The organism is Lacinutrix mariniflava (genome assembly GCF_001418015.1).
Taxonomy (GTDB): Bacteria; Bacteroidota; Bacteroidia; order Flavobacteriales; family Flavobacteriaceae; genus Lacinutrix; species Lacinutrix mariniflava.
The window spans coordinates 330,980-354,393 of the sequence record NZ_LIQG01000032.1 but is presented as its reverse complement, the minus strand read 5'-3'; the positions used below and the strand labels follow the sequence as shown (position 1 = coordinate 354,393).

Below are 23,414 nucleotides of genomic sequence, written 5' to 3'. Positions count from 1 at the left end.
TTATTAGTTTAAGTGCAAAATATTTCGACGAAATACATGTTCATTTTCAATGATTTAGGTAAATCCATCCAGTATAATTGCCATAATTAGGGTCATTTGGCTTTAATACGTAAAAATAAGTTCCTGTTGGCACTAATTTACCTTTGTTAAAACCTTGGTTAGAAATGCCATACCATTTTAATTCGTCGTTGCCTTTAAAAATAAGATTCCCATATCTGCTGTAGATTAATAATTCATGCTTTTCGAAAATACCATAGAGGCCTTGAATATTGAAAAAGTCATTATAACCATCGTTGTTTGGAGAGAAGCCTTCAGGAATATATGGAGGGCAGTTTTTGGTGTTTAGTTGGAAAGTGAAAATATCGTAACAATTATTTTTCTCTGCGTTTATAAATATGATTTGCGGCGTTGTTAAGGATTGATAATTTTCTGAATTAATAATACTATTTGTATTTTGTTGCAAATCTTCAAGCGACTCATAAAAAGTGAAACTAATATAATTAGTTTCATCAATCTCCAATAGCGCATCGAATAAATTGAAAATTGCAGTATTAAATCCTATATCGCACAACTCTAAATTAGATAAATTGGTAACTGTAGGTTCTGGCAATAACGAAATTACTGTTTCATTGCTATTATTAGTTTCTATAATCTCAATTACTGTACTGTTTCCAGTTCCATCATCATCAACTACAATATTTAAAAAAAAGTCATCTGGAATTGATGATGGTAATTCAATTGTGATTATACCATTTTCGCTGCCGTTAATTGGTATGTTGTTTTCAGTTGCTGTTTGTGCTATTAATTGGCCTTCAGCATAAATTGCAATTGGTGTATTTGCAGGTAGAGGATTTGTACTATTAGTGTTGTAAACAGTATAACTAATATTTATTACTCTTGTAGCACAACTTACTTCGGTGGTATTAATGCTTATTGTGGCGTCTGGTAGTTGACTGTTTAAAACAGTAATTATGTTGTTAATTATTATTAAATCGGCATTAAAAACACCAGTATTTGGGTTTATGGCTCCAGTTGTTAGTTTGATTTCGACTTGAGTATCTCCAATTGCAATGTTGTTTTCTATACTATAAACATCTAAATCGGCATTATAAAATGTTGTAGAATTAGTAAAAGTATTAGTACCATTAAAAGCATTATTTGCTAAATTTAATGGTGGATTAGAAATAACATTTCCATTTATAGAGAGGCTTTCTCCAAAGTTTAGAGCATTATCTCCTTCCCAAGCTAAAAAACCAATTTTAGCATTGTCGTTATCAAGTACATTTACATTCTCAAGTAAAATTATTTTTTCTGTTACATTTCTATTTATAATTTCTAAACCTTGGAATAGGTTTACCTGGTTTAATGGTAACGCGCTATTTTCGAATATGACGTATAAACTCCAGCCTGCAAAATTTGTTCGATTACTGCAGTACCCAGGATTATTTGCTAAAGTTTCAGAGATGTCTAAATCTGAAAGAGTATATGTAGTGTTGCCTTCATTTATAATTTGATTTGTTACATCTGCATAGCAGGAGAAGTAATTTAAATCACCAAACCCAGAATCGGAATAAGTAGTATTATAGGTATCTGCAGCAATAACTTGAGTGCCATTAAAAGAAATTTCATTATCTCCTAACCCAGAACCTGCCCAATATAAATATGCGGCTATTACCGTGTAAGTACTGTTTATGTTTAGGTTTGCTTGGGAAGAAGGCAAAGTTTCACAAAAATCTCCTGAGATATTATTTTCCGCTTGGTTTAATGTATTTCCTATTGCTAAATAATCATAACGGCCATTAAACTGTTGAAAAATGGAAATGTCTTGTGCTTTTACTTCAAAATGAAGAAAAAATATAGCAATTAATAAGAGTGAATTTATAATTCTCATTCCAGTTTTATAATGACATAAACTTACGAATATTTTTGTTTATATTTTATTTTAAATAAAAACGCCGAACATTTGTTCGGGCGTTTTTTAATATAATTACTTTTCTAACGTTTCAGCGTAAAGTGGCTACGTAAAGATTTCTTAGCATTAGTACTAGGTTCTCTATACTCTAATGTAAACCAATAGTCATTTGTAGGCATTGGGTTACCATTGTAGGTTCCATCCCATCCTGCGCCTGTTGGACTTAATTGTTTTAAGAGTTTACCATAACGATCGAATATATAAATTACTGCGTCTGGCTGTGTTCCAATATCGTAAACATTCCATGTATCGTGGTAACCATCGCCGTTTGGCGTAAAGTATAATGGGTAATCCATAACCATAACTGGTATTGTTGTTTCTCCACAACCTATCGTGTCTCTTACCGTTACAGTGTGTTCTCCTGCTTCAATATCTGTAAAAGTATACGTGTATTCTCCTGCTGCATTTAACGTTCCTAGTTCCCAACTTCCGCCATCAATACTAAACTCGTATACTGCTATTGAAGTACTTGTTGTTCCTGTTGCGGTAATTACTACATCGTGTTGATCGGCAAAGGCTAGTGTTGTTATTTCTGATGTTACTACTGGTGGCTCGCTTACTGTTACTAAAGTATTCACTTCAATACTTGAACATCCTGTTGCAATATCTGTTGCTACAACACCATAGGTACCGCCTTCTGTTGGCTCTATAAACTCTGCCGTTTCTCCTGGAAGCACTGTACCGTTTAAGTTCCATTCAAAAGTATATAATGCAGGATCTAATCCTGTGTTTACCACTGGTGAATTAACGATTTCACTGCCATTAGTATTAATACATAATAAATACTCTGGTTCTAATGTAAACGATGGCATTGGGTTTACTTGTAATGTAAGTGTTGCTGTTTCATAACATGCTGAAGTATCATTATCTACTTCTCCATCATTGTTTAAATCTACTAAGTCTCCATTTCCATCACCATCTAAGTCGATGTAATCGATAAGACCATCTGCATCGGTATCAAAGCCTTCTGCTATACCATCACCGTTGATATCTATAATATCAAAAATACCATCTGCTGGTGTGCTCGTGTCGATAGTATCTATTGTACCATCGCCATTAACATCTAATCCAGCAGTTAATGTTGTAAGGTCTAAATTTAATGTGCCCGGAATATCATTATCTACTCTTACTATAATCACTTGTGGGTTTACAGTATTTGTATAAATAAATGGTAATGGGTTTGTACCGGCATCTGCATCTACTTGATTATCGTAATACGTTACCGTGTAATTTAATGGATCTTGACCATCTAATACTAAAGGATTTTGTGTTGCTAAATCGAACTCTACCATATCGTTTGTGGTATCGTTATCGAACTCCATAGTATCGTCACAGACTTCGTAAACAATTGCTACACCATCTGGATTTGCTTGTGCTGCTTCATCTACAACTAAATTGAAGGTTAATACAGTAGTATCACATCCTGTTACGGTATTTGTAATGTTTACGTAAATAGTTTGTGGGTCGCTAGTATTAGTGTAATCTCCACTTGCTGTTAAATCGTTCATTGAAGCATCTGCTTCTGCTTGCGTTTCATGGTAAGTAACTGTGAATATTGCTGGATCTTGTCCGTTTAATATTGATGCAGTCATTGTTGTTAAATCGAAATCTGCAACGTTGTCTGTATTCAGTTCACAAATAACATAATCGTTTACCGGTGTAACCACTGGTAATGGGTTTACAATAACATCGAAACTTACTAAACTATAACAACCTGTTCCTGCTAATCCTGTTGGGTCTGTTCCATTGGTAAGACGTACAAAAATAGTTTGCGGTGTTACTGCTACGCCTGGAGCTGCAGGATCTTCGTTAATATGCATTGTTGGATCTACTATCGCATTGTTTGCCATAATAGCATCGTCTTGTGTGATGTAATAACTTGCTGTTACACCAACTTCTCCATTTATAATGAAAGCTTCGTTTTGTGTTAAATCGAAGGTTTCTAATAAATCGTTTGGTCCTACAATCTCTATATCATCACACAGTTCTAAATCTACTGGATCTGGGCTTGGTGATGGATTTGGGATTACTCGAATAGTTACTGTTGTAAAGCTAAAACAACCTGTATCACTATCGGTTACTCTTACGTAAAGTGTTTGTGGACCTGTCATTGTATTTTCATACGCTGTTGGATCTGGTATCGCATTAGTATCTGCTTGCGCATCGGCTAATGTTTCGTAATAAGTAACAATCCAACTTACGTTGGCTACGCCTGTGATTTCGATATCTTCAACCGTTAAATCGAAGAATGTAAAGCCATCATTAGCTTCCATGTAATTGGCATCTAAATCGTCACATTGCGTTAAGATGTTATCGTAGTTAGTATCGATTACTGGTGGAAATTCTACACGAATAACAAAACTTCCTGTTGTTACACAACCATTGGCAACGCTTACTAAACGAATGTAAATAGTCTGTGGATTAGAAACATTAGTATAATTACTGGTGTTTACTATTGGGTTGTTTCCTGAGTCTGCTAAGGCTTGTGTAGTGTGGTAGCTTAGTGTGAAATCTGCTGCTGTTTGTCCTGCTGTAAAAATTTGTGGTGTAATTACGGCATCAAAATCAAATTGATTAACACCATCGTTATCATCGTCACAAATAATATAATCGGCGATAGCTATTGGTACTACTGGTGAAGGTAATACTTCTAAATCTAAAGTTACGATTGTACTACAAAGTGTTAAATCGTTAGTGACTACTACAAAAACTGTTTGTAGGTCTTCTACAATATTTGCATAAGGACTTGCTAATGGGTTAGTACCACTCATAGCATCAGCTTGTGTTTCGTAATATTGAGTGCTTACGTTTGGCTCTCCGTTTTCGATAATTGTAGATTGACTCTCTAAGTCGAACATATCAAAGAAACCATCATTATCATCATCACAGGCTACTAATGGCATTGGTGAAGCTATTGGTGATGGTAATGGGTTTACTCTTAAATCTAAAGTAATTGTACTTACACAACCTGTAACATTATTAGTTGCTCTTACGTAAACCGTTTGTGCGTTACTTATATTTGAGTATGGACTAAAAATTTCTACAGCACCGTCGTTTGTATCTGCTCCAGCTTGTGTGCTAAAAAAAGTTAAAGTGATACCTGTTTGTCCGGCTAGTATTTCTGCATTAGCATCTTCTAAGTTAAAAGCTTCTACTTCGTCGCCGGGATTATTAACATCACATAAATTCAGTGCTGTTGGCTGTACTAATACTGGTAATGGATTTACTATTAAATCTAAAGCCACCGTTTTGTAACAACCTGTAGCATTATCTTCTACACGTACCCAAATGGTTTGTGCATCTACGGTTGTGTTTACATAAGCGTTTGGCGTTGCGATAGCATTGGTTGGTGCTTCGGCATTAGCCTCTGATGTGTAATATGTAATAGTATATAATGTAGGATCTAAATCGTTAGTTGCATCTGCATCTAATAAGTTTAAAATCTCTAGTTCTTTTGTTGGTAAATTAAAACTTGCAAAACCGTCTGCATTGTCATCACAAACTTCTAGCGGTGTTAATACTGCTGCTGTTGTTATTTGTGGTGTTGGGTTGACAGTAAGTATTAAGTCTACAAATGTTGCACAATCTGTTGCTATTGTAGAACTTTCTACACGTATATAAATGGTTTGTGTGTCTACTACAATGTTGTTGTATGGACTTGCTAAAGCATTGACATTGTTGTCGGCATCCGCCATAGTTTCGTGGTAAGTTACTGTAAGTCCTGGTGCACCTCCTGTGATTTCTGCTTCGGTATCCGATAACATGAACTCTCCAAAGCCATCACTGTCTGGATCGCAATATTCTAAATCGGCTGGTGTGAAAGCTACTGGTGCTTGCTCTACTACTAAATCTAATGAAGTTGTATCGTAACAACCTGTGTCTGTATTTTGCACACCTACATAAATAGTTTGCATGTTTGGCACAACGTTAGTATATGGACTTACTAATGGGTTTACTTGTCCATCAGCATCGGCTTGCGTAAAGTAATACGTTACAGCGTACGCTGGATTACCACCTGAAATTTCGTTGTTTTTTAGGGTTAAATCAAACTCATTAATACCATCAGTAGTTTCATCATCGCAAATTTCTAATGGAGTAGGGATAACAAATTCTGGATTGATGTTTACTATTATTTCAAAGTTAATAGTCGTAATTGTACATCCAGTTATATTATTTTCAATTCTAACGAAAATAGATTGTGGGTTAGTTGAGTTTGTATATGGGCTTGTTAATGCATTTGTGTTATTGTCGGCATCAGTTTGTGTTTCAAAATAATTAATTGTGAAATTAGTTGCGTTTTGTGTTCCTAGCACTTCAGCATCAAATTGAGACAAGTTAATGTTTGTAAGTGTTGCTGTATCGTTGCATACGATTAAGTTATTTACGGTATTGTTTTCTGGTAGAGGATCTACAGTTATAGCCATATTGGCAATACCAAAACAGTCATTAGCATTTTCTACACGAATAAAAATAGTTTGTAAAAAAGGTATTGTATTAGTATACAGATTTGGAAGTTGGTTAATCTCTAATTGCGCATCGTTAGCAGTTTCATAATAGGCAACGGTTAAACCTGGAGGTAAAGTTGCTAATATTGTTGAATCAGCATCAGAAAGTGTAAACTCTGCAAAACCATCATAATCATCATCACATTCATTTAACCCTGCATTATTAATATCTGTAGCGGTTACTTCTAAAACGTATTCTGCTGTGCGAAAACATCCAGTAATTCCATTTTCAACACGAACATATATAGTTTGTGGATTTGTTGTATTTGTAAATGGAGACGGATTTACTGCATTTACGGCTCCCTGAGCATCAGTTAAAGTTAAATGGTGTGTATAATTAAAACCTGAAGTATTACCGCTAATCATTACGTTTTCGTTGGCTTCATTTAAATTGTATTCTGTAAAACCATCAGGTGTTCCATCTTCGTCGCATTGAACTAAAGTTGCATTTTGTACTTCGGGTAATTCATCTACAACAATATTAAACTGTGTTACCGAGAAACAATCCATTACAGAACCATCTAGTCTAACAAAAATTACTTGGGTATTAACGGTTGTATTAGTGAAAGATGTTGGAGTTGTTATTGGATTAGTACTATTTTGAGCGTCTATTAAGTTTTCAAAATAGGTAACGGTTGTGTTTGCTTGACCATTAATTATTGCTGAATCTTGTGTGGTTAAATCAAATATGGTGAATCCATTAGTGTCATCACCGTCTGTATCATTGTCACAAATGTTGTAATCTGATATTGTGGTAGCTACAGGTTGAGCTTGCGCAACGATATTTAAAGATGTTGTAGTAAAACAACTAGTAGTTGTGTTTTCTAACCTCACAAAAACTTCTTGCGTATTAACATTAATATTAGTGTAGTTAGTAGGGTTTGGAATAACATTAATATTCCCAATGGCGTCTGATAGATTTTCGAAATAAGAAGCTACCACATTTGCTTGCCCATTAATTAAGGAGGTGTCCTGGGATGGTAAATTAAATTCAGAAAAACCATCACTATCTACATCGCAAATTCCATAATCTGGAATTACATTTACTAGCGGTTTTGCATTTACTATTAGGTTAAAAGGCGTTGAAGAAAAAGCGTAACAGCTATTAGTTGTAGTATTTGGTGTGATACGAATAAATACCTCGTCTGGATTTGTAACATTTGGATAAGGACTTACCAAGGCATTATTTCCTGAATCTGCATCTGTTGCGCTTTCGTGATATGTTACTGTGAAATCTGCAGGATTTTGAGTGCCTAAAATTGTATTTGTTTGCGAGTCTAAATCAAAAAGTTCAATTTGGTCGTTTAGGTCATCATCGCATACTTCCATGTCTGATGGCATATTAATTACAGGCATTGAATCTACAAATAGATTGAATTCTTGGATTGTAAAACAACCTGTATTGGTATTTGTAATTGCTGCATATATGGTTTGACCATTGGTTAAGTTTGGATATGGACTCATTATAGCATTTAAACCAATATTTGCATCGCTTTCATTTTCGTAATAAAAGACTTCAACATCTGTTTGAGAACCAATAATAAGTGGTGTGTTTTGTTCTAAATTAAATGAAGACGAATTACCAGCACTACATAGGGTAATATCTAAGGAGTTGTCTGACGGATCTGTTTCACTTGTTGGAGCGTCGCTAAATTGAGCTGTTCCAGTCCAGTCTAAGCTAAAAGGACTGTTACCAACAGGTCTGTCAATAACCACAAAATATGATTCTCCTGCAATAGCATTAATTTCAGTTACAAAGCTGTTTCCTTGAGCGCCTGGCCCACCAGTAGGTTGAGATCCAGAGCCTGATGCTAAGGTGTTATTCATTCCTGTTAAGTTGTTACCTTGTCCAGAAGCCTGAGGGTTAGTGGTGTTGCATCGAATAGCTTGTCCTAGGCTTCCACATTGCGGATTAGGGCCAAAGACAAAAAAGTCATAATCTTCAGTAATGTTTGTGCTATTAGGAGTTAAGGTGAATGCTAATGTTCCATTAGTAACCACTGTTACTTCTAGCCATAGACTGTTTGTTTCATTACTACTACATGATTGCGGAAATTCTCCAGTCGTTCCTGCGCCATTAACATCTAGTACAACATTTGAATCACCACAAACTACTACGGCGTCAATACAGTCGTTAGGTTGTTGGGCTATTGCATTAGTAGATTGAAATAATAAAACAAGCGTAAGTAGTACTTTAAAAGTATTTTTTAACATTAAAGAGATATTTTAATTTGAGAGGAAACTTAAGTTGAAATATAATTTCCCGGGTAAATTTACCATTATTATAACAACTGAAACAAGAGAAACCCTAACTTAAAATATATGGAGGTTCTTTACTTAAACAAATAAGAGCATAATTAACGTTTTAAAGTGAAGTGGTTTTTGAATTGTCGACCGTCCTGTAAAGTTACAGAAAACCAGTAATCGCTTTGTGGTAAAGGAGTACCATTTAATGTGCCATCCCAACCTGGTCCATTAGGTTTTATTTGTGTAATTAATTTACCAAAACGGTCGTAAATAAATACTTTTGCGTTCGATTGAAATTTTCTACTGGCCCCATAAAAATGCCATGTATCGTGCTTGCCGTCTCCGTTAGGAGTGAAATATGAAGGAAAACCTATTAAAGATACTTCCTTTTCAATAATTCCACAATCATTTTTTATGTCTCTAATAGAAACTTTATAAACGCCAGCTTTTAGGTTTGTAAATGTATTTGAGGTTTGAAAAGGAGTTGAAATGGCATCTTCATTTTCTATGGCATACTCATAGTTGCCTTCACCAGAAGTTAAAATGGTAATGCTGTTGTTTTGTGTTTGTCCATCACTGATAATAATCTCTTCTATTGTTGCTATATTTGATGATTCAACATTAAAAGTTTTAGTATTATAGCAATTTGTTATGTTATTTGTAACTGTAACTGTGTATATGCCTATAGAGTTAATAGCAATAGTTTGGGTGCTTTCAGCAGTGTTCCAATAAAAAGTGTAATTAGAAGTATTAGGGTCTACTAATCCAGGATCTAAAACTATAGACAGCGAACTGTCATTTATACAGTAGAGTATTGTTTCATCTACACCAATTTTAGGAAGTGGGTTTATAGTTAGAAGGACTTCATTTATACCATAACAAATATTTCCGTTTTCAATTCTTGAATATATGGTTTCAGTGTAAGGTGTAATGTTATTATAGATTGAAGGTAATTCGTTTTGTTCTAATAAAGCATCATTATAGCTGCCAAAGTATTTAATGCTGAACCCAGGTAAACCATTTAAAATAAGCGGAGAAAAGTCATCTAAATTGAATGTATTAATCCCATCGGGAGAATCTATTTCATCACAAACTTCTGGAGCATTATAGTTCTCAACTTGAGAAGTGCTAATACCAATTGATAGGGTTGAAGTATTGAAGCAATTAATATTAGTATCTATAACTTGAACATATATGTCTTGAGGATTAGAGATGTTGGTGTAGGAAGATGCATTTAAAGGATTTGTATTGTTGTCTGCATCTATTTGTGTTAAGAAAAACTGAGTAGATAATCCAGGAATACTGCCAGTTAGCTCTTCGTTTGCTTGATTTAAATTAAAAGTAGAAAAATCTGAAGAACCACATTGAATTAAACTAGCGTCATAAGCATCAGGACCACTTGTGTAATTGACTATAGCTTGCCCGTTTTGGTCACCACAATTGGTATTTGTTTCAATTAGTACATGGTAGTCTCCGGGTGTGCTTATTTCAAGCTCATTACTTGCCTCTGAAAGAGGATTGCCATCTTGACTCCACGAATAAGTTGCACCAGGAATAAATTCTGTAGTTAAAGTGTAAGTATCACCTATACAGAGAGTAAGGTTTGATGTGTTATTGCCGTTTTGAATAATATCTATCTGTTGGGTAAAGAACGATTGAATAAAAGGAGGTAAACCTTGTCTGCAATCTTTTCCATTAAGATCTACACTTTCGTGTTGATAATTACATGCGCTTCCTAGGCTATTAGGATTTTCAATGGTACTCAAATATGGAATACCTTCAGAATAATTTAAACTTAAAGAACGATATATTTTTCCGTTAGGTCCTAATTGAAGACTACTTCGGTAAAGCTGTCGTTGATCGATAACTAGTTTACTCGCTGAAATGTCTTGAGCAAAAGCGTTGTATTGTAATAAATCAGAAAAATTTGCAGGAGCTCCATCGGGATTACTAAGATCTATTCCAGATGTATATGTCGAAACATAAAGCAATTGACTATTAGGAGAGAATTCTACTCCGTAAGATATGTCAGAGGTCGATTGCGTATCCAGAAATTCTGGATTAGAAACATATCCTGAATTGGCGTCAAAATCGGCAATAAATACACCAGCATTACCATTAGCACTAGCTAATTTAGAACTGTTTGGTGAAAATTTTAAATTTCCACTAAAATCAGAAATAGACATATCTAAGGTCGATTTTACTTGCGTTGTGTTTACACCGGTAGAGCTAATTTCGAAAGCATGAAAGGTATCCATATTATTAGCACTATTACCATCAGCATTAGAAAATGCCATGACCCAAATATTTCCTGTCGCACAGTCTTTTAAGACTGCAGAAATTTTTTCAGCGCATTTAATTAATAAATTAGTATGGCTGCCAACCACTTTTCCTAAGCCGCTATTAAAAGATAAATCGATTGTATAATAATTTAGTCCAGTAGAATTAGAATTGGATCCAACCGTAAATACATAATATATGTTTGAATCGTCAGGTTTTGGAATAGCAATAGCTGATTGCGTACTAGAATCGTCTCCTAAAAGACCACTACCGTTTTCCATAATTGAATTGGCAGCATTGTAAATTGTAGATCCATCTGTATATAAAATTAAGTTTCCATTTTCGTCAGATATACTTGTACAACCTTCAGCAGTAATTAATTGTCCATTATCTACCGAGGATACGGAGTTGTTTGTTAAATTAAAATTAATAGCTGCATTATTCCCAAAATACCAATTAGAAGCTTGTTGTTGCGCTAATGCAAAAGAAGAAAATGCGATTGCTATAAAAAAGGTGAATATTTTAAAGGTATTAGTCATTTATTAACGTTTTAAAGTAAAATGATTTTTATATAAACGGCCATCTTGTAAAGTTACAGAAAACCAATAGTCACTTTGTGGCAAGGGTTTTCCATTATATGTGCCATCCCATCCAGGGCCCGAAGCTTTTATTTGTGTAATGAGTTTACCATAGCGATCGAAAATTAATATTTCAGAGTTTGGTTGAAATATTTCTGATACACCATAGACCTGCCATGTGTCATTAATTGTATCTCCATTTGGAGTAAAATATAAAGGGAAACCAATAACAGAAACATTCTGGGTAATTACGCCACAATTATTTTTGATATCTCTAATAGCTACACTATAGATTCCTGGTGATAAATGAGTAAAAACATTACTAGCTTGAAAAGGTGTTGTATTTCCTTCTTGATCTGTTAATGCATACAAGTATTCACCTTCTCCACTCGTTAGAATAGTGATTAAGTTGTTATTTATACTACCATCGGTAATATTTATATTTTCTATGGTTGCGATATTAGATGGCTCAACAATAATAGTTCTTGTGTTGCTACATAAAGTGTTGCTGTTTGAAACAGTTACTGTGTAGGTTCCTACTGTGTTTATTTCTATAGTTTCTGTGTTTTCCATATTAGACCAGCTAAAACTATAGTTTGCAGAATTATCGTTTAACCCAGCATCTAAGGTTATCGTGTTTGGGAATTCATTTAAACAATACAATAGTGTTTCATTATTATTTAATGGAGGTAATGGTTCTATAGTTAAGTGCACTTCATTTATACCATAGCATGCATTATCGTTTTCAACACGAACATAAATAGTTTGTGAGTATGGAACAGTGTTTTCGTATGGAGAACTTAATGGATTGTTTTCTAGAAGCGCATCATTGGAGTTTTCATAATACGTAATATCTAAACCAGCTGGTAAACCTGCCAAAATATTTGTAGAAAAGGTGTCTAAATTAAAAGAGTTTAAGCCGTCTTCACTTCCTAATTCATCACATTCGGGTTGTGCAGTATAATCATTAATTTGAGTATCACTAGTTTCTAAAACAAGTGTACTAAAACTAAAACAATTTGTTAAGGAGTTGGTAACTCTAACGTATACGGTTTGCGGGTTATTAATGTTATTGTAAGCATTCCCATTTAATTCATTTATGTCATTTTGAGCATCAGTTGGTGTTAGGTAAAATTGCGTAACTCTATCTGTTGCGTTTCCAGTTAAATCATTATTTGCTTGTGTAAGATTAAAGGTTGTAAATCCATCAATCGCTGTTTGTTCATCGCATTGGTAGATTTCCGCATCAAATGCTTCAGGAAGTGGGTTAATTATTAAATTTAAACTTCCTGTAGAAAAACAATCTGTATTGCTATTGTTTTCAATTCTAATAAATAATGTTTCGTTTGTAGCAAAATAATTATTTGGATGATTATTCGTTGCAGTATCGGCTTCATTCTGAGACCCATAATACGTAATACCGAATAGTGCTGGATCTTGAGAGCCAAGAATAATGGCATCAAAACTTGATAGGTCTAATGTTGTTTGCCCATCCATTGGATTTGTGTCACTATCGCAAGCAAACAAATCATTAGAACCTGCAATTATGGGTGTATCGAATACTGTAATTTCAAAACTTGTAATGTCAAAACAGTTAGTATTGTCTAAGTTGTCTATCCTAGCGTATATTGTTTGGGGATTACTAGTGTTTTCAAACGCACCAATTATACCATTGGTTACATCGTTAGCATTTGCCAATGATGTGTAGTATGTTACACCATAAACTGTCGGGTCTTGACCGTTTAATATTGCATTAGTCTGAGTTGAGAAATCAAAATTTACGACATCATTATTATCATCATCACATATTACCATACTTGCAGGAGCATTAGCAAGTGGTACGCTAAAGTAAGATACTTTAGCTTCTCCTTCAAGTAAACCACAAGCATCTCCATTAACATCTATTACGACTTTGTATAAGCCAGGTTCTGTAATAATTAAGTCGAAATCGCTTTCTGGTAAAGGTAAATCGTCTTGCGTCCATGTATATGTTACTCCAGGAATATCTTCAGCCATTAAAGTGTAAATGTCGCCTTCGCACAATGATAACTCGGTAGTGCTATTGCCGTCTTGAATGATATCAATATTTTCACTAAAAAAAGAAGTGATAAAAGGAGGTAAGCCTTGTCTGCTATTAGCAGATAAAGTTATTGCATTATGTTGATAGTTGCATCCCAGTCCTAATTGATTTGGGTTATTTACAACAGATAAAAATGAAGCACCATCACTGTACGAATCACTCATAGCACGGTATAATCTACCATCTGGTCCTAACTGTAAACCACCGCGATACGTTTGTCTCTCGTCAAGTACAAGTTGAGATCCAAGTATATTAGGAGCTAATAGGTTGTATTGTAATAAAGCACCATATTGGCTGTTGGGATCATTAATGTTATTACCAGTTGTAAAAAAAGTTGAGACGTATAATAATTCGTTATTAGGAGAAAATTCTACGCCATAAGCTTGTTGTAAATTACCACTAGGAGAAGTGAGATTTGGAGTAAAACTAATTAAATTACTCGCGATACCAGTTACCAAATCGAAATCTAATAACAACATAGGTTTTGCTATGTTAGCACAAGCCAGTTTGGTCCCGTCTGGAGAGAATTTTAAGTAACCTCTTGGTTCGTTAATGTTAATGTTAAAAGTAGACTCTACAGGTGTTGTATTTACTCCTGCACTAGTTACCTCGTAAGCATAAAAAGTATTGTTATTTTCACCACCATTATTAGCTGCAAAAGTAATTACCCAAATATTATTAGTATTACAGTCTTTAAGTACTGCACTTAATTTTTCGGAAGTATTTGGTAACAAGTTAACACCATTATTACTTGTTACATCACCTAATCCTCCATCGAGTGTCATGTTAACTTCATAATAATTAAAACCATAATCTATATTATCCAACGAAGGAGAATCGACAGTAAAAATATAGTATATATTTGGATCGTTTGGTTTTGGTATTATTATAGCAGATTGTGTACTTGAAGCATCACCTTTTAAACCAGTTCCATTAGGCATAACACCGTGGTTGGCATTGTAAACAGTTCTACCATCTGTATAAAGTAATAAATTACCATCTGAATCTGAAATACTAGTACAACCTTCTTCGGTAGCCAATTGTCCATTACTAACAGCCGAAACAGTATCTGTTCCTAAATTAAAGTTTACGCCGGCATTATCACCAAAATACCAATTAGAGGCTTCCTTTTGCGCATTAGAAAATGCGCAGCATAAAAGCATAATAAGTATGAGTACAATCTTTTTCATTTACTATAAGCAATAGCTATCAAAGATATCGTAAATACTTTGAGATATCTATAGTCTATGTGTTAAAATAAAACAGATTGTTAAGTGTTATCTTATAAATCTCTTTTTAATAGGAGTCTATAAGATAAGTAGATAAATAGTGCAGACCAACCTAACACAATTGCAATTTCGTACCAATGTACAGCATAATCATAGCTTAAGTCTTGTCCTGCCGCACTAGCAAGTTCTTTAACAGCACCAAGTCTAGAACCGGGTTCATCTATTAAATTCCAAAGCGATTTAAATGGTAAGAAATTATAGATGTTGTCTACAATATCAGAATCTCTGTAAAAACCTTTAAATATTAAGTAGCTAAAAAATTCAATAAAGAAATAGACAACAATTGCGCCTATTGCAAATGCCGAACGCTTAATTAACATTCCGGCAAAAAGGCCTAAGCAAAAGAAACCAAAGAGTTTAATAAAGAATGCTACGAGATATTCTAAATCAGAAAAAATGATATTAATTTCTGTATAACTTGAAAAAATAAGACCTAAAATTAAAGAGATAACAAAGACGAATACAGTAGAAATTAATGCAAAAACAACAACAGTATAGACTTTAGATAAAATCCATTCTTTTTTACTTAAACCATCAATTAAATTTTGTTTAATGGTTTTATTACTATATTCATTTGCAACCATAGATACAATTACAATAAGTAAGAAAAATTTTAATAATCCTGCAACAAAGGTATTAAAATGCCAAATGTATGGGAAATTAAAAATGCCTTGTTCTGCCAAATGAAATTTAAACATTCCAAAATCAAATTTTATAGCAGAGATTAATGCAATAGATGATAAAAGAATAAAATAAGCTAGTATTAATATTTTACTCGCCTTATTATTCCACAGTTTAATAAATTCTATATTTAAAAGTCTTAACATGATCTTTTGTTTTTATGCTGAAATGTTTCAGTGGTTATTTTAATACTGAAAGAAGTTCAGTATAATTGGTTGGTTTTATTTGTTATCAGTAAGCTGAAGAAATTGTTCTTCTAAACTCTCTTTTCTCATGACTAAGTGAGAAATGTATATACCACTTTCAACTAATTGTTTGTTAAATTCTGAAGCAGATAAAGGTGTGTTTAAAAAAGCTGTAATTAAACCATCCTTTTGAGTTGTCTTTTCTATTGAAGCATGTTGCTCTAAAAATTGAAGTAGTTTAGGTTCGTCTTCATACTTTAATTCAAAGAAACCTTCACTAGAAATCATTTCGTCTACACGACCAGAATAAAGTTTTTCTCCTTTTCTTAATACTACAACATGAGTACAAACTTTTTCAACTTCATCTAATAAGTGAGAAGCTAAAAGTATAGTAGTCCCTTGGCTCGCAATTTGTTGTATTATCGCTCTAATTTGATGGATTCCTTGTGGATCTAAACCATTTGTAGGTTCATCTAGAATTAATATTTCTGGATCGTTAAGTAATGCAGAGGCAATTGCTAGACGTTGTTTCATTCCTAGCGAATAGGTGCTAAATTTACTATGTTTTCTTTCTGTAAGTCCAACAATTTCCAGTTTTTCATCTATTTTAGAATAGTCAATATCTTTAATCTTACAAACCAATTTTAGGTTTTTGTAAGCAGACATGTAAGGGTAGAAGTTAGGACGCTCGATTATAGCTCCAACCTTCTTTAAAGCTTCATGTGTAGAAATCGCACCATCAAACCATTTAAAGTCTCCACTTGTTTTATTTACAACATTCAAGGTTATGCCTAAGGTTGTAGATTTACCACTTCCGTTTGGGCCTAAAATGCCATAAACATTACCTTTTTTTATTGTAAAAGATAAATTTTTGACAGCAGTGAGATTACCGTATTTTTTTGTAAGATTACTAATTTGAAGAATGGTTTCCAAGATGATTGATTTTTAGATACTAAACGTCTTTAAATAAATACGCAGTATAAATTGGTTTAAAAGTAAGACGAAGCTAGCAAACTTTTGTTACAACATTTGTATTAAATGTTTTAAATTTGAGTATTCTTAAAGTTATGAAAGATTTAAAAATTTCTAGAAAAAAGCCATCGTACACTATCAATAGTCAATTGCATGGTTATTTAGATGAATATAATAGAAACACGCGTGCTTCTATGGATTATGATGATCTATTGAGGTTTCAAGGTTCTATTACCGTTTATGATAAAGATGATAATGATACACTTTGGATTCGTGTGTATTATAGCGAATTTGATAGAGCAGAGATAGATTTAAGTCTTAAACGCGTATATACAAAATTACATAGTGATGGAAATGAAAAGACTATTCCATTTTTAAATGTAGATGCTGTAGACTATTGCACTTTTGGTAATTCTAAACCTTTTAGGGTAAAAGTTAGAAATATATTAAACGATAATTACTCCTATTTTTATGTAAAGAAAGCTGATGCTTCGCGTATTTATGGGCTGGAGTTAGAGCATATGTTGTCGCCTTATAATCTTAACTTTATGGTATATAAAGACACGCTTATAGAGGAGCATATTACAGGGATTCCTGGTGACGAATTTATTGCGAAAAAGCTATCAAGTTGTACCGCAGCAGAGAAGTCGCAAATAGCTAAAGAGTTTGTAAAGTTTAACGAGCGTTGTATGATTAGGCTACTTGGAGATATGCGAGCTTACAATTACGTTATTGTGCCAACGCACGATTTTGATCAGGTTATCTATAATATTCGCGCTATAGATTTCGATCAGCAATGCTACGAAGGTAAGTTTAACGTCTACAGACCACAGTTTTTTAAAGAGAATTTTAAAATGGTGCAATTGGTTTCTGGAAGGTTTCAAAAAGAATCCATAGATCAATATAAAATGGAAGAGCGCTCTATGATCGCTAAAAGAATGATAAGCTTTCACGATAGAATAGATGCACTTTTAGATTGTATGATAAACGATAGCATTTCTACGCAAGAAAATATAGAGTTACTTAAAAGTAGAATCTACGACCATACATTAGATGTAAAGTTTAAGAATAGTGATAATATGGGACACATTCTAAAAAGTGCTTTACAATTTGTAAAGCGTAATTATGAAGACGTGAACCTTAAAGATCTTTAGTTCCAGTTTTCGTTGAAATCTAAGTTGTCGTAATCGTTAACATCAAAGTCGTCATCAAACTCATCGTAATCTTCATCCTTTTCTGCTTCAAATATTTTCTCCGGAGCATCATCAGGCACTTGGCCTTGTACAAACATTAAGTTTGGGTAATCGACACCTTCATTTTCTTCGGCAATTTCAGCAAGTTCCACATAAAATGTCCACATGTTTAAAAAGTCGTAGACATAAATAAGTTTAGTTTGCGCTTCGTGAATAGTATCGGATAACGAAGTTTCGTTCATTAAACGCACTTGATTCATGCCTTCACTCATGTCAAAAAGAGAGAACTCTTCTCCTTGATTCCATTGGTCGTCACTTAAATAAAAGGAAGCCACTTCTGTGCCATCAAAACCAAAAGACTGCGTAATAATATTGTGCAAATCTTCTAGTGTATCTGTTTCCTTGATCTCTAAATCGCGAAATATATCGTCTTCTGTATCGTTGTCTAAAATGACTCTAAATCTGTAAATCATGCTAATATAAAATAGGTTTGCAAAGGTATGCGTTTTTATACTTACTTGCTAAATCTGTGTAAAGTAAATGTCATGGCACTTAATAAGAAAAAAGCACCAATTTGGTGTGCTACACCTAACCATAAAGGAACTTGGTATATAATAGTTAAAACACCTAATAAAAATTGAAAACCAACTAAAATTAGTAATGAGTTAACTCCTTTTATTTGGTAGCTTGTGCGTGTTAATTTTTTAGATTGAACCCAAATAATTAGTATTATAATAACTACAAGATAGGCAAATGTTCTGTGTACAAACTGAATGCCACTAGGGTTTTCTATAAGGTTCTTGTAAAAAGGATTAAGAACATAAACGGTTTCGTGCATAAATTTGCCTTCGTTCATTAAAGGCCAATGATTATGTAATAATCCAGCTTTTAAACCGGCAACAAAAGCACCATAAATAATTTGAAAAACTAATACTATATAACCAACAACAATAAGGTTTTTAAACTTTTTATCGATAGTCTTTTTGTCTGGGAATATTATATCTAGCGCAACCCATAGTGTTGCAGCAAACGTTAAGAATGCCGTTGTTAGGTGTGCTGCTAGTCTAAAATGACTTACATCTGGCTTGTCTACCAATCCGCTTTTTACCATGTACCAGCCTAAAAAACCTTGAAAACCTCCAAGAACAAGAAGGATAATACATTTTTTTATTGTTTTTTTTGTGAGTTGTTTAGTCGCTAAAAAGTATAAAAATGGAATAATAAAAACCATACCAATTAATCTACCAATTACTCTATGTAGCCATTCCCAGAAATAGATGCTTTTAAAATCTTCTAAAGTAAAATGAGCATGCAATTTTTGAAACTCGGGATATTGTTGATACAATGCAAAAGCTTCTTGCCAGGCAGCTTCTCCAATAGGAGGTATTGTGCCTGTTATTAATTTGTAATTAGAAATAGATAAACCAGAATCTGTTAGTCTAGTAATACCTCCAACAATTACCATGATGAAGATTAAAAAACAGCCCGTAAAAAGCCAGTAAATTACTTTTTTGTTATCCTTTTTCATTTAATCTAGTATTTTCTTAAAGCACAAACTATTTTCCATGTCTTTGTATTGCCCATAATTAGGAGTTATACGGTATTCACATTTTTTATAAAACGAAACGGCTTCGGTTTGTTTTGTGCCAGTTTCTAAAACCGAAGTAGTAAAACCAATTTCTTGAGCCCAAAGTTCTAACGTTTTTATAATTTCTCCTGCAATACCTTGTCCTCGATAGTCAAGTACTGTAAACATGCGCTTAAGTTCTACAGTGCTGTCGTTAAAAGGTTTAAATGCTCCGCAACCCACTGCAATATTGTTGTGATACGCAATAACAACGTGTTTTAAAAGAGTAATGCTATTAAACTGATTGTAAAACTCGTGCTCATCACCATCTGTAATTTTTAGATAGCTGTCTAAAGATTTTACTAATGCAATAAAATCTGGATTTTCAGAATTTGTTTTTACAATTTTTAGCATAATTAACTTGAAGTTTTCAAACCTAAAGCTTTCCCTTTTTCTATCATTAACTTAAAAGCTGCTTCGTGCTCGTTTGGAATAATACCTTCCAAAATGGCTTCTTTTATCGCTTCTTTAATAATTCCTATTTCTCTTGAAGGTTTTAAATTAAAAGTCTTTATAATTTCTTCACCAGAAATTGGTGGCTGAAAATTACGTACATGATCTTTTTCTTCAACTTCAATTATTTTCTCTCTAACAATTTTAAAATTGTCATGGTATTTATTAAACTTTTTTGGGTTCTTGGTCGTAATATCGGCTTCACAAAGCGTCATTAAATCGTCTACATAATCTCCAGCATCGAATACTAAACGGCGCACAGCAGAATCGGTTACAATATCTTGAGCCAATACAATTGGTCGCGAACTCATAAATACCAGTTTCTGTACAAATTTCATTTTATCATTTAAAGGCATTTTTAAACGCTTAAATAAATGATACACCATTTTAGAACCTTCAAATTCGTGAGCATGAAAAGTCCAACCTACTTTTTTACTAAATTTCTTGGTTGGTGCTTTTCCAATATCATGGAGTAGTGCGGCCCAACGTAACCAAACATCATTAGTATGTTTGGCAATATTATCTACAACTTCTAAAGTATGGTAAAAGTTATCTTTATGTTTTTGTCCTTCTACTTCATCAATACCTTTTAAGGCTGTTAATTCTGGAAGAATGTATTTTAATAACCCTGTTTCTTCTAATAGTAAAAAACCAATAGATGGTGTTTTGCTTTCTAAAATTTTATTAAGCTCTACAACAATACGTTCGTTGGTGATTATCTTAATACGTTCGTTGTTTCTTGTAATAGCGTTAAGCGATTCTTTTTCAATAATGAAACCTAATTGTGTTGCAAACCTAATAGCTCGCATCATGCGTAATGGATCATCACTGTATGTAATATCTGGATCTAAAGGTGTGCGAATTATTTTATTTCCCAAATCTTCTACACCATTAAATGGGTCTAATAAGTTACCAAAATTGGCTTCAGATAAATCTAGAGCTAAAGCATTAATACTAAAGTCACGACGGTTTTGGTCGTCTTGCAATGTGCCGTTTTCTACTATTGGATTTCTACTGTCTTCGTTATAAGATTCTTTTCTTGCACCAACAAATTCAACCTCAATATCATCGAGTTTAAGCATTGCAGTACCATAGGTTTTAAAAACTTGAACTTTTGGCTTATTTGGTAAATTTTTAGCGACTTGTTTGGCTAACGCAATACCGCTTCCAATAGCAACGATATCTATATCTTTTGCATCACCGCGTTTTAATAAGTAATCGCGAACAAAACCTCCAATAACGTAACTGTCAATGTTAAGCTCTAAAGCAGATTTTGAGATTATTTTAAATATGTTATGTTTTAGTGCTTCTTTGTGATTCATTCTCTTTACTAACTATCTATTCACGTATAATTTTTACGCCACCACTATTACTTAATTTTATAATAGTCGAAGGATTTCCTCCATTTTTTTGTTGGTGCAAATTTACGACATAATCCACACCTTTTATAACCGCTTCATCTATTTCTTTAAAGGATTTAGGTGTTGGTTTACCTGCTAAGTTTGCAGATGTCGAAACTATTGGTCGTCCCAAATATCTAATCATTTTTTTGCAAAAATCATGATCTACAATTCTTATAGCTAAAGTATTATCCTCTGCTATTAAATTTTCAGCAATTCCTGCTGGAGAATCATAAATAACTGTTGTAGGTTTATCTGCAATATCTAAAATAGTATAAGCCATTTTAGGTACATTGTCCACATGTCTTTCAAGCATACCGTAGTTACTTACCAAACATATTAACGATTTATTATCTTTTCGCTGTTTTAACTTATATATTTTCTGTACTGCTTCAGCGTTTGTTGCATCACAACCAATTCCCCAAACAGTATCTGTTGGGTATAAAATTAGGCCTCCACGTTTTAAAACTTCTATAGCTTTGTTTATTTCTTCTTTCATGTCTTTTTTATAATTGTAAGTAGCATAACTTTAGACTTGTAGCTTCCTAATATTTCTTTAATTTGCCTTTCAGTTGATATTATTAACTCAGTGATTCTAATATTGAATTTTCAAAGATAATAAATGCCGATTTGGGAGTATTAATTAATAGACATAAAACTATATTTTATACTTCTATTTATAACAATAGTTCTAAATATGTTCTTTTTTTATTAAAGTTTAGTTGTAAAAACGTGTCATTGTTTTGATAAATGCAGCAGTTCCACTTTGGTTAATTATATGGGCTCTAATTTTCTCGGGATTATAGGAGTGTTCCTTGTTTTTTATTTTCAATAAGTTTTCGGCTATAGATTGTGCATCTTTAAGATTTACTAAAATGCCAGTATCACTAGTTATTGAATCTTCAACACCTCCACTTTTAGTAACTATTATTGGTTTACCACATAGCATAGCTTCACGTACTGCAACTCCATAAGTTTCTGCAACACTTGTAGATATAAATACATCGCAAGCTTGCAGTTTGGTATTTATCTCCTTTCGACTAAGCTGAGGTAAAAATAGACACTTATCATAGACATTGTGTTTTTTTGCTAAAAGCTCAAAGTGAGAACTGTTTGCTTTGGAAATATCGCTAAAGGAATCGTTTCCAATGATTACAGCTTCAAAATCAGATTTGCAAATAGTCTGAAACAGTTCTAAGCTTTTAAAAAAAGTTTCAGAATCTTTAATTAATCCGGGATAAGTAATGGTCGTAATAGTGAATTTTTTATCAGTATTATTAACAGCAATTTTAAACTTATTTTCATCCATTAAATTCCATATAATTTCTGGATTACAATCAATTCCATTCATTAAAATACAACGCTTTTGGTGGTAGCTTACTGCACCAACTTTATAAGCATTTTCCATAGCTTTTTTTATCCCTTTTTGCACCTTAATATTGTAATGGTTTAATAAAAAGACTTGGTGTTCAATAATTACAAATGGCAAGTTATTGGTTTTAGATATAAAGTGCGCGTAAATACCAGCATTAGCACTGCATTGAGCATGAATAAGTTCTGGCTGCCAATTTGTGGTTATATTTTTAAAAGCTCTATTATATAAACGTTTACTTTTTTTTAGTTTTAGTTTTGGAGAGGTTTTTTTATAATGAAGAATAGAAAAAGAATGAGCTTCAGGATTTTGTTCTAGATAATTTAGATTAACACTATTGCTACTTTTAACGAAGCTTATAAAGCTTGTTATTAAATACCTAAATAGCCCAACCTCTTTTTCAACGCCATAAAGCACTTTAATATTAAATCCATTATTATTTAATAAATTGGCCTGTTCTCTAAAAAAAGACCCAACTAACTCGTTGTCCTTGCTTGGATACCAAGAAGGAATAACTAGTATTTTTTTTGCATACTTTCAACTATTATAATGTAAAATTATGCATTTTATGATGTAACTA

Annotated in this window: 13 protein-coding genes; 1 reads left to right on the top strand and 12 read right to left on the bottom strand. The window is 33.2% G+C overall.

All coding sequences use genetic code 11. The features are described 5' to 3' along the window. Positions 1-46: 46 nt before the first annotated feature. The 6 genes from ASC44_RS17550 to ASC44_RS17525 form a co-directional block, all read right to left on the bottom strand. Positions 47-1,891, bottom strand: a complete 1,845-nt coding sequence (locus ASC44_RS17550; protein ID WP_055448915.1) for a T9SS type B sorting domain-containing protein — start codon at positions 1,889-1,891, stop codon at positions 47-49. A gap of 104 nt (positions 1,892-1,995) precedes the next feature. After that, entirely contained in the window at positions 1,996-8,691 is a 6,696-nt protein-coding gene (locus ASC44_RS17545; protein WP_055448914.1) for a T9SS type B sorting domain-containing protein, read from the bottom strand. A 143-nt stretch (positions 8,692-8,834) separates the two neighbouring features. Next, positions 8,835-11,543: a T9SS type B sorting domain-containing protein gene (locus ASC44_RS17540; protein WP_055448913.1), complete on the bottom strand. Its 2,709-nt coding sequence runs from the start codon at positions 11,541-11,543 to the stop codon at positions 8,835-8,837. A 3-nt stretch (positions 11,544-11,546) separates the two neighbouring features. Further along, positions 11,547-14,852: a T9SS type B sorting domain-containing protein gene (locus ASC44_RS17535; protein WP_055448912.1), complete on the bottom strand. Its 3,306-nt coding sequence runs from the start codon at positions 14,850-14,852 to the stop codon at positions 11,547-11,549. Positions 14,853-14,944: 92 nt separating this feature from the next. After that, the gene (locus ASC44_RS17530) at positions 14,945-15,778 is read right to left on the bottom strand and encodes an ABC transporter permease (RefSeq protein ID WP_055448911.1); all 834 of its coding nucleotides are present in this window, start codon (positions 15,776-15,778) and stop codon (positions 14,945-14,947) included. A 75-nt stretch (positions 15,779-15,853) separates the two neighbouring features. Next, on the bottom strand, positions 15,854-16,750 hold the full coding sequence (locus ASC44_RS17525) for an ABC transporter ATP-binding protein (RefSeq protein WP_055448910.1): 897 nt from the start codon (positions 16,748-16,750) through the stop codon (positions 15,854-15,856). A gap of 134 nt (positions 16,751-16,884) precedes the next feature. On the opposite strand from ASC44_RS17525, the gene ASC44_RS17520 reads away from it, so the two are divergent. Then, entirely contained in the window at positions 16,885-17,943 is a 1,059-nt protein-coding gene (locus ASC44_RS17520) for a hypothetical protein (RefSeq protein WP_055448909.1), read from the top strand. On the opposite strand, the gene ASC44_RS17515 is transcribed toward ASC44_RS17520, so the two are convergent. The 6 genes from ASC44_RS17515 to ASC44_RS17490 form a co-directional block, all read right to left on the bottom strand. After that, positions 17,940-18,455, bottom strand: coding sequence for an IS1096 element passenger TnpR family protein (locus tag ASC44_RS17515; RefSeq protein ID WP_055448908.1), 516 nt, complete (start codon positions 18,453-18,455; stop codon positions 17,940-17,942). The two genes, ASC44_RS17520 and ASC44_RS17515, sit on opposite strands and share 4 nt — an antisense overlap. Before the next feature lie 41 nt (positions 18,456-18,496). Next, positions 18,497-19,510: a COX15/CtaA family protein gene (locus tag ASC44_RS17510; protein ID WP_055448907.1), complete on the bottom strand. Its 1,014-nt coding sequence runs from the start codon at positions 19,508-19,510 to the stop codon at positions 18,497-18,499. Beyond that, entirely contained in the window at positions 19,511-19,963 is a 453-nt protein-coding gene (locus tag ASC44_RS17505; protein WP_055448906.1) for a GNAT family N-acetyltransferase, read from the bottom strand. Between the two features lie 2 nt (positions 19,964-19,965). After that, positions 19,966-21,384 carry a CCA tRNA nucleotidyltransferase gene (locus ASC44_RS17500; RefSeq protein ID WP_055448905.1) on the bottom strand — a complete coding sequence of 473 codons (1,419 nt, stop codon included), beginning with the start codon at positions 21,382-21,384 and terminating at the stop codon, positions 19,966-19,968. Between the two features lie 16 nt (positions 21,385-21,400). Next, a complete protein-coding gene (locus ASC44_RS17495) occupies positions 21,401-21,961 on the bottom strand; it encodes an L-threonylcarbamoyladenylate synthase (protein WP_055448904.1) in 561 nt (186 codons plus the stop codon). A gap of 219 nt (positions 21,962-22,180) precedes the next feature. Then, positions 22,181-23,251 (bottom strand): glycosyltransferase family 4 protein, encoded by a 1,071-nt coding sequence (locus ASC44_RS17490; protein WP_055448903.1) that lies wholly within the window; start codon positions 23,249-23,251, stop codon positions 22,181-22,183. Positions 23,252-23,414 lie beyond the last annotated feature (163 nt).